Here is a 14,005-nt window from a genome sequence, read left to right on the forward strand (position 1 = left end):
AAACCGAATTTCTAGAATCAGGAGCCAAGAACCAAGAATCAAGACACGGGTAAGGATACGATTTTTGGGACATTGTCAATTTACCATTCCATGTCTTGGTTCCTGGCTCTTGGTTCTTGACTCTTATAAAAAAACTTCCCCCTTCAAATACGTAACCGCCCTCCCCGACATCAACACCCTATCTCCCTTTAACTGGCACCACAATTCACCGCGTCGTTCTGATACCTGAAAAGCGTGCAAATTTTCCTTACCCAGGCGATTTGCCCAATACGGGATCAGGTTACAATGCGCTGAACCGGTTACAGGATCTTCATTAATACCTGCTGATGGAGCAAAAAATCGGGAAACAAAGTCGCAGTTTTCACCCGGTGCTGTGGCTATAACACCAATAGCATCGATCTTACTCAATGCAAAAAAGTCAGGTTTCAGTGCAGCGACATCCGCTTCGGTCTCATAAACCAAAAAATAATCCCTGGAACGTAGAACTTCAACCGGACTAGCTCCGATAGCTTCTAACAGTCCAGAAGGCGTTTCTGCGGCCACAGGTGGCCTTGAAGGAAAGTCCATCATGTATTTGTCCCCGTTCCTGTGAACGCTTAATGTGCCTGCTTTCAGCGTGTGAAAATGTATCACATCGCGTTCATATCCCAAAATGGTAAAAAGAACGTGGGCTGTTGCCAAAGTCGCATGACCGCAAAGGTCTATTTCTAGTTCAGGGGTAAACCACCTTAGTTCAAAATCATTTCCCAGTGGGATAAAAAAAGCAGTCTCGGCAAGATTATTCTCAGCTGCTATTTTCTGCATCTGCGGCGCCGGCAACCATTCCTCTAAGGGACAAATTGCAGCCGGATTACCGCCAAATAGGTGCTCTGTAAAGGCGTCGACCTGATATATGGGGATTGTCATGTTTGTTTTTTTCTCAAATATAACAATTGAGTGGACAGTTGAAAGTTGACGGTTGCTCATCATTCAATGACCTCTCGACCTCTAAGGCACGCTCCCGCAAAACAAAAAAGACCATGCTAGCTCGCACGGTCTTAATACCTGATAGTTGATACCTGATACTTTTATCCCAAATAAGACTTCAAAATCTTACTTCTCGAAGTATGTCTCAAACGCTGAAGCGCTTTGTCTTTTATCTGGCGTACACGTTCACGTGTAAGATTGAATTTTTCTCCAATCTCTTCTAATGAGAGCGGGTGATTGGTGCTTAGTCCAAAGAAAAGCACAATGATTTCTCTTTCTCTCTCCGTTAACGTCGACAATGATCTCTTAATTTCTTCAGATAATGATTCGTTAATCAGGTTGCTGTCGGTATTCGGATCACTGTTCTCAAGCACATCAAGAAGAGTGTTTTCTTCTCCCTGAACAAATGGCGCATCCATAGACACGTGGCGCCCGGAATTACTTAGAGTATCAGAAATCTTTTCAACCGTAGTTTCCAGATTATCTGCAAGTTCCTCAGGAGATGGCTCGCGTTCAAATTCTTGTTCAAGCCTTGAAAAGGCTTTGCTTATCTTGCTTAATGAACCAACCTGGTTAAGTGGTAAACGTACAATTCTAGACTGTTCTGCAATAGCCTGAAGAATCGACTGACGGATCCACCATACAGCATATGAAATAAATTTGAATCCTTTGGTTTCATCAAAGCGCTTTGCAGCCTTGATCAAACCCAGGTTACCTTCATTAATAAGGTCGCCAAGGGTGAGCCCTTGATTCTGATATTGTTTTGCTACTGAAACTACGAAACGCAAGTTAGTTTTTGTTAGTCTTTCTAAAGCCGCCTGATCACCTTCCCGGATCTTTTGTGCAAGAATTACTTCTTCTTCCGCGGTTATTAAATCAACTTTACCAATTTCATGTAAATACTTGTCTAACGACTGAGATTCACGATTGGTAATGGATTGGGTAATTTTGAGTTGTCTCATTTATGAATAAATACTCCCTATAAAAGTCTGCAAAGTTAAACAAATCTGCCATTTTAACGACAAGTTAAAAGAAAATTTAGCTGATTTAAAAGGAATTATGTGGAAAATTTCTACAATTTATTAATACAAAAATCATTCCATGTTAACGTAGAAAGCTGTAAAAAGTTGCGGAATTAAAATAAAAAGGATGCCTATCACATTTTCATTCTCAGGGTACCTTTTTATTTGAAATATCAGACCTCCTACTTCAGACCTCTGACTTCCGACTTCCGACCTCCGACTTCCCTTCAAGTCAAATTCCTCACTTCAAACCAAACCTCATCCGGGCTGCTATTGAAGTTTTCCATCAGTTCTACAAGTCCGGCAGGATCTGAATGACTCAGCACAAGATCGCGATTAAGAGGTTTTAAAAACTTCTTTTCAACCATCACGTCCATCTGTGCAAGCAGTGGATTATAAAATCCATCGATATTTAATAAGCCAATCGGGTTATTGTGCAAACCTAACTGCAGCCAGGTTAATACTTCGAAAAACTCCTCCAATGTTCCAAATCCACCGGGTAAAGTAATAACGCCATCCGAAAGATCAGCCATTTTCTGCTTTCGCTCATGCATATTGGAAGTGATTATCAGCTCCGTAAGACCTGTATGCCCAACTTCCTTATCCATCAGAAACTGTGGTATTACACCCACCGCCTTTCCTCCCCGATCCAAAACTGCATCAGCTATCAGGCCCATTACACCTACCCTGCCGCCACCGAAAATAAGGGTGATATCCTTCTCGACAAATACATCGGCAAGACCATTAACGGCCCTCAGGATCTCAGGATCACCGTTGAAATTTGCGCCACAGAATACGGAAATTGATTTCATTGAATTGTACGTTATAAGTTTTACCTGCCGGCATGCAGGCGTTTCACCTTTCACCTGTCACCTGTCACCTTTCACCTTTCACCTTATCGGCTGTAATTCGGCGCCTCCTTAGTAATCGTAATATCATGCGGATGACTTTCCCGCATTCCCGCCGCAGTAATCTTGACAAATTTCGCTTGCTGAAGGTCAGCTATGGTGGCAGATCCACAGTAGCCCATACTGGCCCTTAAGCCTCCAATAAGCTGGTACATAACTTCGGCCAACGAACCCTTGAAAGCCACCCGTCCCACAATACCTTCAGGAACTAATTTCTTAATATCATCTTCCACATCCTGGAAATAACGGTCTTTTGAACCTTGCTCCATGGCTTCTATTGAGCCCATACCACGGTATGATTTAAATTTTCGCCCTTCGTATATAATAGTTTCGCCTGGCGATTCCTCAACACCTGCAAACAGCGATCCAGCCATTATAGTGCTTGCACCAGCGGCAATTGCCTTGGCTATATCACCGGTTTGTTTAATTCCGCCGTCAGCGATAACGGGGACACCCCTACCTTCAAGGGCCTTCGCGCATTCGTAAACAGCATATAATTGGGGAACACCTACACCAGCAATAATCCTGGTGGTACATATAGAACCCGGTCCTATTCCAACTTTTACGGCATCTGCGCCAGCATCAGCTAATGCAATTGCAGCAGCACCAGTCGCTATATTTCCTACAACAACCTGGAGATCGGGGTACTTTGCCTTGACTTCTTTTAATTTCTCGATTACACCCTTGGAATGCCCGTGCGCTGTATCGATAGTGATCACATCAACACCAGCTTTAACAAGTGCGCTTACGCGGTCTAAGGTATCCGGTGTTACACCAACAGCGGCACCTACACGAAGGCGGCCATGCTGATCCTTACAAGCATTTGGATAGTTCTTAAATTTCTGGATATCCTTAAAAGTAATTAGTCCGATTAAACAGCCGTTTGTATCCACAACCGGAAGTTTCTCAATCTTATAGTCCTGTAAAATCAGCTCGGCTTGTGATAAAGTGGTGCCTTCTGGCGCTGTTATAAGATTTTCTTTGGTCATTACGTCCCGGACAGGCCGTTTTAAATCTTTCTGAAATCGCAGATCACGGTTAGTAATAATTCCTACTAACTTCCTTTCAACATCGATAACCGGAATTCCACCAATTTTATACTCCTTTATAATTTGAAATGCATCCTCTAGCAGAGCATTTTCATTCAGAGTGACAGGATCCTGAATCATACCACTTTCAGAACGTTTCACCTTCCGTACTTCATCTGCCTGTGCGGCAATACTCATATTCTTATGAAGCATCCCTATTCCCCCAGCCTGCGCTATCGCAATAGCTAAACCAGATTCTGTCACAGTATCCATCGCCGCTGAAACGATCGGAACATTTAACTTGATAGAACGGGTAAAATAAGTGCTGGTATCCACATCACGTGGCAAGACTTCAGAATAAGCTGGGATTAAAAGGACGTCGTCGTATGTAAGGCCTTCGGATACGAATTTGTTTGGATCGAGTTGCATGGCAAATAATTGTGGGTTATTACTTGCCGGGCAAAGTTAATAAAAAAATGGAGAATTGAGAATGATAGGAATCATTATCCTATGAATCTTATCATCCTATGAATCTTAATTATTTCTTTCACCTGAGAATATAATCCACCAATCCCTTAATCCTACTAATCCTATTCAAGACAAAATTCCTAATCCTTCTTACCAACAATCACCTTCTCCATCCCATCCCAATCTAAATACTTATTCGCCAAAGCCTTAATCTCCGAAGCTGAAATTGTTCTCACTGTCTTTATATAGTTCTGATAATACTCATAACCAAGGCCAGAGAAGTATATATTTTTAAACTTATCTGCATGCGACAAAGCATTCTCAAGCCCGCCTAACATAGAGCCCAGCATATAATTTCTTACAAGATCAAGCTCCGACCCGGAGACAGTCTCACTTTTAAGAATCTCAATTTCTTTTTGAATTTCCGTGAGTGCTGAGCTGCAAACATCGGCTCCAACCTCTGAGGCGATGAAGAAATAACCCGCATTCTTCATGGAAACCAGCGCTGATCCAATCCCGTAGGTATAACCTTTGTCTTCCCGGATATTGGCCATAAGACGTGAACCAAAGTATCCACCCAATATAGTATTCAAAACCTGCATGCCTGGAAAATCAGCATGCGAACGATTAATAGCAATTTTACCAAGCCTTATTGCAGATTGTAATGCATCCGCCTTTTCTACATAATGCTCCTGCCCCGTACCTGCATAAAAATTAAAGCTATTCGGGCTTACGCTCATCCCGCCCTGCCAGTTCTTTCCAAACAGACCGTCGATCAGACTTAATGTCTCCTCAGTAACTTTGCCTGCAATGACTACTGTGCAATTCTCGGGTTGATATGCCAGGCTAAAGTATTCCTGTAGTTGACTCCGGTTCAGGCGGTCATAATCTTCTGCACGCGTATCATAGCCGTACAGAGTGTTACTAAACAGCACGGAATTAAATATCTTACGGCTTAAGAAATCATTTTTTTCAAGATTTACGCTAAGTTTTTGTTTTTGATTGCGGATTAGTGTTTCTAATTCTACCTCAGGAAATATTGAATCCGAAATGATGGCCTTTACCACAGGTAATGTTTCTGGCAAGTGCTTATTAAGGGAATACAAGGTAACTATAGATTGATCGTTGCTAAAATCAGTCTGCAGGAAAGCACCATAATAATCTATCCTGTCCGCAATTTCCGAGGCGCTTAGTTCATTAGTACCATCATTAAGCATGGTGTTAGTTGCATAAGATTGAAGAGGCTTCGTAGCATCGTATGCAATATTCTCGAAGATAAATTCGATACGCACAAGGTCCTGATCGCCGCCATTCACGCTAAAAACCTTGAGCCCATTATCCAGTACGATTGGTTTCGCCTGGATCAGTTCTATATTTTCAACCTGCCCGAAATCCGGAGCAATAGTTCTGTCGGTCATCTTAATTTGCTAAGTAGTATAAAGTGGAAGAGTTGTCCTTGCGGAAGATGTGCTGCGCCTGGTTCTGGATTTCCTCTGCAGTAACCTTTAAATATTTAGTTGTCTCGGAATTTAGCTGGTTTGCATCACCCAATAGCTCGAAGTAAGCCAGATTCATCGCTTTATCTAATAGGCTCATCTCCGAAAAAACCATCGTCGATTCCATCTTATTCTTGACTTTGATCAATTCGTTTTGCGGCACGAGCTCGTTCTTCATACGATCCAGCTCTACCCATATCGCAGCCTCAGCGGCTTCCATAGAGACACCAGGTAAAGGCTTTCCTTCAACCACAAATAACCCCGCAACAAGACTGCCGGTCAGGTATGCATTAATATCACTAAACAGCTTTTGGTCTTTCAATAAATTTCTGAATAAACGGGACGAGTTGCCTCTCGACAGGATATCCGAGATAAGATCTGCCGGATAATAACCCGCATCAGTTCGGGCAGGCATATGAAAAACTTTGTATATCGCATCAAGCGGAACATTTGCCTTTACGGTTTCCACACGCGCTTCGGATTGAGCTTCTTCCATCGGAAGAACGCGCGCAAGCTTCTCTGCAGCAGGTATGTTTCCAAACCATTTTTCTGAAAGCCGTTTCACTTCTTCCAGCTTAACATCCCCGCCTACTACCATAATAGCATTGGCAGGATTATAATGCTTCTTAAAAAAAGCCTTTACATCATCAATTGTAGCATCCTCAATATGCTTTAATGATTTCCCAATTGTTGCCCATTTATAAGGGTGGTTTTTATATGCAAGGGGCCTGAGCTTTAGCCATACATCGCCGTAAGGCTGATTTAAATAACGTTGCTTAAATTCTTCACTGACGACATTACGCTGCACTTCGAGGCTTTTTTCAGAAAATGCCAGGCTTAGCATCCGGTCGCTTTCAAGCCAGAAAGCTGTCTCTAAATTCACAGCAGGAAGTGTGATGTAATAATTTGTGATATCATTACTTGTAAAGGCGTTATTTTCACCTCCAACACGCTGTAATGGTTCGTCGTAAGATGGAATATTCACTGAACCGCCGAACATCAGGTGTTCGAACAAGTGCGCAAAACCTGTCTGATCCGGATGCTCATCCCGCGCGCCTACATCGTATAAAATATTTAGTACGGCCATTGGCGTGGTCGGGTCTTCATGGACCAGAACTTTGAGGCCATTATCAAGGGTAAAGCGTTCAAAAGAAACCATAGTGGCTATTAGATTAATTGGCAAATTTAGGAATTTAAAAGCAGGAAAAGGGATCCCTTGTTCGAACTTACCCGTTAAAGTCAGATTTTCCATTTCCCATTGAACTAATTTGCTCAATTACTCATTAGCTGTGTATCTTTGTATCAATGAACACTTCCGACCTCCTCATTCGAGCTTCAAATTTTGAATTCCTAACCGCTGAAGAAGGCTTGTACCTGTTTAATCAGGCGGGTACCCCGGAACTGATGTATGTAGCCAATGAGCTTCGTAAAAAGCAGGTTCCGCACGGAAAAGTAACGTGGATCATCGACAGGAATGTGAATACCACCAACGTTTGTATTGCCAACTGTAAATTTTGCAATTTCTTCAGGAGGCCAGGTCATGAAGAGAGTTATATCACAGACATTGAAACTTATAAACAAAAAATTGAGGAGACCTTCCGCTATGGCGGCGAGCAGTTGTTGCTGCAGGGCGGGCACCATCCTGACCTTGGGCTTAAGTTCTACGTCGATCTGTTCAAAGAATTAAAACAGCTCTACCCGACCCTTAAATTGCACTCATTAGGTCCGCCGGAGATTGCTCACATTGCTAAGCTGGAAGGAATAAGCCATACAGAAGTGCTAAAAGCATTAATCGAGGCTGGATTGGATTCGCTGCCAGGTGCTGGTGCTGAAATTCTTAACGACCGTGTACGCCGTCTGATCTCTAAAGGAAAATGCGGCGGTCAGGAATGGCTGGATGTCATGCGGGCGGCTCACCAGCTAGGCTTAACTACTTCGGCAACTATGATGTTCGGGCATGTGGAAACACTTGAAGAACGTTTCGAGCATCTGGTATGGCTCCGCGAAGTTCAGTCGGAAAAACCCGAAAATGCAAAAGGATTTATCGCCTTTATACCCTGGCCCTTCCAGGATGACGGCACATTATTAAAAAAGGTACGCGGAATAACCAACCAGGTTACTGCTGATGAATATATTCGTATGATAGCATTGAGCCGTATAATGCTGCCAAACGTCAAAAATATTCAGGCTTCATGGCTTACAGTCGGGAAGCAAGTTGGCCAAATCTGCCTGCAGGCTGGTGCAAATGATTTCGGATCAATTATGATCGAAGAAAATGTGGTTTCCGCTGCGGGTGCCCCGCATCGCTTCACTTCACAGGGAATTCAGGATTCCATTCGGGAGGCAGGTTTTGAGCCCCAGCTCCGAAACCAGCAATACGAATTTAGAGATTTCTCCAAATCAGCAGAACAACAAGTTATCACTTATTAATTCAGCGTTTTTACCGTTCCCTCAGTGAGATTTAATTTCACTTTAAATTACTTTACTTTAGGTATTGGTTTTAATCATTGAATTATGCCTATCAATGCCATTATTGTAGACGATGAAGAGTATTCCAGAAAATCACTCTTCTTCCTTATCGATGGGTACTGCCCGTCCGTTAAAATAAAAGGAATAGCACGCTCGGTTGCAGAAGCGCGGACACTTTTAAAAACTGATACCATCGATCTCGTTTTTCTCGATATCGCCATGCCAGTTGAGGACGGTTTCAACCTCTTACCTGACCTTCAGAGAAATATAACATCCGTTATTTTCACCACTGCTTATAATCAATATGCGATTAAAGCAATCAGGGCGAGTGCGGTAGACTACCTATTGAAACCTATCGACATCCAGGAACTTCAGGATTCCATTGATAAAGCTGTGGAATGGAAAGCTTTAAGCTCTGAGAACGAATCATTTGTTGTAAGCCATGAACCGGTTTTTAGCAGCCTCCAGGAAAATCTTAATGAAATCAGGAAAATTAAAAAATTAAATCTTCCCCACTCGAACGGGTTTCATGTATTAAATATTAATAGCATTATATATATCCAGGCCGATAGTAACTATTCCATTTTTTATGTGGAGAAGGGGGAAAAAATAATCGTTTCCAAACACCTTAAGGAATATGAGAGTATTCTGGACGACTGCGGCTTTTGCCGGATCCATAAATCTACCATGATAAACCTTGCCCATCTGCAAAGCTATTCCAACAAAAATGGCCTGGTGGTGAAGATGTCAGACAATTCGGAACATTCCGTGTCCCGACGCCGATCGCCCGAATTCATGGAAACAGTTAAGGAAATATTTAAAAAGTAAGAGCCCTTCTCAACTGTCAACCGTCAACTGTACACCGCTTATTCTGTTTCCTGCAAATACATTTCATCAATCTCCCCAGCGTACTTTTTCTCTATCACTTTACGTTTGGCCTTCATCGTCGGCGTAATTTCGCCTTCTTCAATGCTGAACGGATTTCGCTTAACTATAAATGATTTAAGCCGTTCGAATTTGGCAAGCTCAGTCGAATATTTCCTCACATCCACTTCGAGCCAGTCTATGATCTTCTGATCTTCAATAAACTGTTCCTTTTGACTAAAGAACTCTTCTTTCAGATTGAACGTTTCCTGCAGCGTCTCTCTGGATGGAGTAATAATGGCAGTCACGTATTCCCGTTTATCTCCGATAAGGAAAATCTGTTCAATTTTAGGACTTTTCAGATAGGTGTTTTCGACCGGTGTGGGGTAAATGTTTTTACCATATGCATTGACCAGCATATTTTTTATACGGTCGGTTATCTGGAGGTTTCCTTTATAATAACGGCCTATATCCCCCGTATGAAACCATCCGTCTTTATCGATCACGTCAGCGGTTTCCTGCGGCTTGTTCCAATATCCTTTCATCACACAATGGCCCCTCACGACCACTTCACCCTCCGCACATTCAAAGTTCTCATTGAATGTATTGTGGGTTTGTATACTAATCATCTCTTTTGTTTCAACATCCTGAATGGCAACTTCAATACCAGGTATAATTCTTCCAACCGTTCCATAAATCTGACGATCATATTCAGTAACAGACATAACCGGGGAAGTTTCTGTTAAGCCGAAACCCTCCAAAATCTTAATGCCCAGGTTGCCGAAGAATTCACCTACATTTTTGGGAAGTGCTGCCCCTCCGGAGATCATGAATTTGAGCCTTCCGCCTGTCTTTTCCTTTATTTTACTAAAGACAAGTTTTTCCGCGAGATTCTGCTGAAGGCCAAGGAAGATTCCTGGCTTTTTGCCATTCTCTATAATTTCGCGATGCTTCTTGCCTGTTTCGAGCGCCCATAAGAATATCTTAGCCTTTGTTCCACCAGCTGAAGTTCCCGTTTTCATGGCTTTATCATGTATCCGCTCAAGCAATCGGGGCACACAGCTCATCACCGAAGGTTTTACCTCAGCCATATTCTTAGCAAGTAACTCCAGACTTTGGGCAAAGGCTATTTTTGAACCTACGGCGCAGCACACGTGATAGGTTGCAGTACGTTCGAATACATGTGATAATGGAAGGAAAGACAGAAAAGTATCGTATTTATCAATGACCGGAATTTGATCCAGACAAACTTTTACGTTCTGAACAAAATTTGAATGTGTAAGCATCACGCCTTTTGGAGTTCCTGTTGTTCCAGACGTATAGATCAGCGAAGCAATGTCTGAAGGAAGAATGGCGTGTCGCAAAGCATCAATATCTTTTTGAAACCGGGAAATGCAGTTCTTCCCTTCGGTGATAAGGTTGGCAAAACTGATGACACCGGCATTCAAGCTTGTTCCCGTGATATATTTTTCATAATCAGCGAATACGGGGATGATACGCTGCAAATCAGGGCAATTATTCGCTATTTTCAGGATCTTCTTGAAAAGAAACGGGCTTCCGGCAAGGATAGCTTTTGTACCGGAATCATTAAGGATATACTCAATCTCATGCTCCGTCAGTGTAGGATAAATAGAAACGTTTACCCCTCCAATTTGCTGAATCCCCTGGTCATAATAAACCCAGTCAACAGAGTTTTCTAAGATCAGTCCAAGCCGGTCACCCTTTTGAATTCCCATCTCGAGGAAATAACTGGAAATCGCGTCTGCTGTATGGAGAACCTTTTTGTAACTAATTTCCTCCCAGGTCTCATGAGTTTTGTGAAGCAAAAACGTCGTGTTTTCGTCGTGAACAGAACTTACCACATCCCTTAACAACATTGGAATGGTAGTGGACTCGGTTATTGGATTCATGTCGGGAAATTTAGATTAGCTTAACGATTATTTAACATAGCAAGTATACAGATAAGCTGTAAAATACAAAAGCCTCCCGATAAATCGGGAGGCTTTGCATATTTTGGTTAAAATACTTACCGGTTATATTCGCCCGACTGGGAGAACATCTTGCTTAAACGGAGAAACTCTCTCCGCAACCACAAGTACGCGTCGCATTTGGGTTATGGAAATTAAATCCCTTACCATTCAATCCATCCGAAAAATCAAGCTCGGTGCCGGCCAGGTACAGGAATGATTTCATATCAAGCGCCAACCGAACTCCCTGATCTTCGAAAAACTGATCGCCGGACTTCTCTTCATTGTCGAAATCCATTTTATAAGATAAGCCCGAACAACCACCTCCCTGCACAGAAACACGAAGAAAATAGCTGCTATCCAGCCCATTCTCACTCATGAGTTGTTCTACCTTACTTTTGGCTTTTTCGGTTACAGTTACCATATCATATAATATTGGAAAATGCTGCTCTTAATGATGAGATTTAGCAATTTCTAATGCTTCCATTCCATTTTTTACGCGATAATCATTGATCGCAGCCTTTATCGCATCTTCTGCTAAAACAGAACAATGGATTTTCACTGGTGGAAGAGCAAGCTCTTCAACGATATCCATGTTGTCAATTTTCATCGCATCATCGATAGACTTTCCTTTCAACCACTCAGTTGCTAAGGAAGAAGACGCAATCGCTGATCCGCAGCCGAAGGTTTTAAACTTTGCATCGGTGATCATATGATTTTCATCAACCTGGATCTGAAGACGCATTACGTCGCCGCATTCAGGTGCCCCTACTAATCCAGTTCCTACAGTATTGCTGGCTTTATCTAATGTTCCAACATTCCGTGGGTGTGTGTAGTGATCGATTACTTTTTCTGAGTATGCCATTGTTTTATGTTTAGTTCCTTTTAAAGGAGATATTTATTTTAAGGTGTTTTAAGGTTATTCGTATTGAGTTGTTGTTAGAGTTTAGTGTTCCGCCCACTCAATCTTATCCAGATCAACTCCTTCTTTAAACATTTCCCATAGTGGTGAAAGGTCGCGAAGATGGTTTACTGCCTTTTTCGTTTGTTCTATTGCAAAATTAACCTCTTCTTCAGTAGTAAATCGTCCCAACCCGAAGCGGATCGAAGAATGAGCAAGATCATCGGATAAACCCAGGCTTTTTAATACATATGAAGGTTCAAGCGATGCTGATGTACAAGCCGATCCAGAGGAAACAGCTAAATCTTTCATCGCCATCATTAATCCCTCGCCTTCAACATATTTGAAAGAGATATTAGCTACATGCGGCAAACGATGTGCTGTATTTCCATTCACATAGCTCTCTTCCATTGTCGTCAGAGATGATTGTAATTTATCGCGTAAAGCGGATAAGCGAGTTGCTTCAGAATCCATTTCCAGGCGGCAAAGCTCACAGGCCATTCCTAGACCTACGATTCCAGGCACGTTCAAAGTACCTGAACGCATTCCACGTTCGTGACCGCCACCGTCCATCTGGGCGGTAACTTTCACTCTTGGATTTTTACGGCGAACATACAGCGCACCAACACCTTTCGGCCCGTACATTTTATGGGCTGTAAAAGCCATCAGATCAATTCCGTCAGCATTTACGTCAACAGGTATTTTACCAACTGCCTGAGTCGCATCCGTCATGAACAAAGCGCCATGTTTGTGGGCAATTGCAGATATTTCTTTTACTGGCTGAATTACACCTATCTCATTGTTGCCGTACATGATAGCAACAAGGATGGTTTTCTCCGTTATCGCTGCTTCAAGTTCTGCAAGATCAATTAAACCATCGGATTTTACACCAAGGTAAGTAACTTCTCCCCCTAGTTTCTCAACGTGCTTGCAGGCATCAATTACCGCTTTATGTTCAGTAACACAAGTAATGATATGGTTGCCCTTTTCTTTATACATTTCGAAAACACCTTTGATCGCAAGGTTGTCCGATTCAGTAGCACCCGAAGTGAAAATAATTTCTTTCTCACTTGCACCAATCAGCTTTGCAACCTGCTCACGTGCATAATCAACCCCTTCTTCAGCGGCCCATCCAAACGCATGGTTCCTGCTCGCTGCATTACCAAATTTGGCGTTAAAATACGGCAGCATAGCGTCCAGAACCCTTGGATCCAAAGGAGTTGTTGCGTTGTTATCTAGGTATATTGGCAAATTCATTTTTGTATATTTATCTTCAAGTTTTTTGATACTGCAAAGATACGAAATATTTTTTGCAGTAATTATCAAAAGGTACTACCTGTACTGGTATAAAATGGTCATTTTTATGCCATAAAAAGCTAGTTATGGAGAAAATAGAGCATATCGGTATCGCTGTAAAAGACCTTTCACACTCTTCCGATCTGTATAAGCGGCTTTTGGGATACGAGAGCTACAAAATCGAGGAGGTCAAGTCGGAAAACGTGATTACGGAATTCTTTAAAATAGGAGAAAGTAAAATTGAACTACTTCAAGCGAGTTCCGGCGAGAGCGCGATCGCGAGCTTTATTGAAAAAAGAGGAGAAGGGATACATCATATAGCTTTTGTTGTGGAAAATATCATTGAGGAAATGGCCAGGCTTAAGGCACAAGGTTTTCAGTTGCTAAGCGATGAGCCGAAAAAGGGAGCTGATAATAAGTGGGTGTGTTTCGTACATCCCAAGGCGGCTGGAGGTGTGCTTATTGAGCTTTGCCAGGAAGTTAGAGAGGAGACAGATGAAAAGTTAGGATACTGATGCTTGACACTCAATACTATCTTCCTATTTATTTTCAAATTCCTTTTAACTAATTAGAATATTTTCTATATTTGCACCTCTTAAAAAGTATTGAAGATGAAAGCT

Annotated in this window: 13 protein-coding genes; 3 read left to right on the top strand and 10 right to left on the bottom strand. The window is 42.3% G+C overall.

Annotated features, from left to right (window positions below; genetic code table 11):
* Positions 1 to 123: 123 nt before the first annotated feature.
* From WBJ10_RS12055 to WBJ10_RS12080, 6 genes are all read right to left on the bottom strand, one after another.
* Positions 124 to 906, bottom strand: coding sequence for a PhzF family phenazine biosynthesis protein (locus WBJ10_RS12055; protein WP_424290616.1), 783 nt, complete (start codon positions 904 to 906; stop codon positions 124 to 126).
* Between the two features lie 161 nt (positions 907 to 1,067).
* Positions 1,068 to 1,928 carry a sigma-70 family RNA polymerase sigma factor gene (locus WBJ10_RS12060; RefSeq protein WP_090697759.1) on the bottom strand — a complete coding sequence of 287 codons (861 nt, stop codon included), beginning with the start codon at positions 1,926 to 1,928 and terminating at the stop codon, positions 1,068 to 1,070.
* Between the two features lie 287 nt (positions 1,929 to 2,215).
* Positions 2,216 to 2,800, bottom strand: coding sequence for a TIGR00730 family Rossman fold protein (locus tag WBJ10_RS12065; RefSeq protein ID WP_424290618.1), 585 nt, complete (start codon positions 2,798 to 2,800; stop codon positions 2,216 to 2,218).
* 83 nt (positions 2,801 to 2,883) lie between these two features.
* A complete protein-coding gene (gene guaB / locus WBJ10_RS12070) occupies positions 2,884 to 4,353 on the bottom strand; it encodes an IMP dehydrogenase (RefSeq protein WP_424290620.1) in 1,470 nt (489 codons plus the stop codon).
* A gap of 179 nt (positions 4,354 to 4,532) precedes the next feature.
* The gene (locus tag WBJ10_RS12075; RefSeq protein WP_424290622.1) at positions 4,533 to 5,810 is read right to left on the bottom strand and encodes a M16 family metallopeptidase; all 1,278 of its coding nucleotides are present in this window, start codon (positions 5,808 to 5,810) and stop codon (positions 4,533 to 4,535) included.
* 1 nt (position 5,811) lies between these two features.
* Positions 5,812 to 7,047 (bottom strand): M16 family metallopeptidase, encoded by a 1,236-nt coding sequence (locus tag WBJ10_RS12080; protein WP_424290638.1) that lies wholly within the window; start codon positions 7,045 to 7,047, stop codon positions 5,812 to 5,814.
* 146 nt (positions 7,048 to 7,193) lie between these two features.
* Between WBJ10_RS12080 and mqnC the strand changes: the two genes are divergently transcribed.
* Both mqnC and WBJ10_RS12090 read left to right on the top strand, forming a co-directional pair.
* Positions 7,194 to 8,318 (top strand): cyclic dehypoxanthinyl futalosine synthase, encoded by a 1,125-nt coding sequence (gene mqnC, locus WBJ10_RS12085; protein WP_424290624.1) that lies wholly within the window; start codon positions 7,194 to 7,196, stop codon positions 8,316 to 8,318.
* An 84-nt stretch (positions 8,319 to 8,402) separates the two neighbouring features.
* A complete protein-coding gene (locus WBJ10_RS12090; RefSeq protein WP_424290626.1) occupies positions 8,403 to 9,185 on the top strand; it encodes a LytR/AlgR family response regulator transcription factor in 783 nt (260 codons plus the stop codon).
* A gap of 38 nt (positions 9,186 to 9,223) precedes the next feature.
* On the opposite strand, the gene WBJ10_RS12095 is transcribed toward WBJ10_RS12090, so the two are convergent.
* The 4 genes from WBJ10_RS12095 to WBJ10_RS12110 form a co-directional block, all read right to left on the bottom strand.
* Positions 9,224 to 11,131 (bottom strand): AMP-dependent synthetase/ligase, encoded by a 1,908-nt coding sequence (locus WBJ10_RS12095; RefSeq protein ID WP_424290628.1) that lies wholly within the window; start codon positions 11,129 to 11,131, stop codon positions 9,224 to 9,226.
* A gap of 154 nt (positions 11,132 to 11,285) precedes the next feature.
* Positions 11,286 to 11,612, bottom strand: coding sequence for a HesB/IscA family protein (locus tag WBJ10_RS12100; protein WP_424290630.1), 327 nt, complete (start codon positions 11,610 to 11,612; stop codon positions 11,286 to 11,288).
* 27 nt (positions 11,613 to 11,639) lie between these two features.
* Positions 11,640 to 12,053: a Fe-S cluster assembly scaffold IscU gene (iscU, locus tag WBJ10_RS12105; RefSeq protein ID WP_424290632.1), complete on the bottom strand. Its 414-nt coding sequence runs from the start codon at positions 12,051 to 12,053 to the stop codon at positions 11,640 to 11,642.
* An 81-nt stretch (positions 12,054 to 12,134) separates the two neighbouring features.
* Complete coding sequence (locus tag WBJ10_RS12110; protein WP_424290634.1) at positions 12,135 to 13,346, bottom strand: IscS subfamily cysteine desulfurase; 1,212 nt, start codon at positions 13,344 to 13,346, stop codon at positions 12,135 to 12,137.
* A gap of 125 nt (positions 13,347 to 13,471) precedes the next feature.
* Between WBJ10_RS12110 and mce the strand changes: the two genes are divergently transcribed.
* Entirely contained in the window at positions 13,472 to 13,900 is a 429-nt protein-coding gene (gene mce / locus WBJ10_RS12115) for a methylmalonyl-CoA epimerase (protein ID WP_424290636.1), read from the top strand.
* The last annotated feature ends 105 nt before the right edge of the window (positions 13,901 to 14,005 follow it).

Source organism: Daejeonella sp. (assembly GCF_049655485.1).
Classification (GTDB): Bacteria; Bacteroidota; Bacteroidia; order Sphingobacteriales; family Sphingobacteriaceae; genus Daejeonella.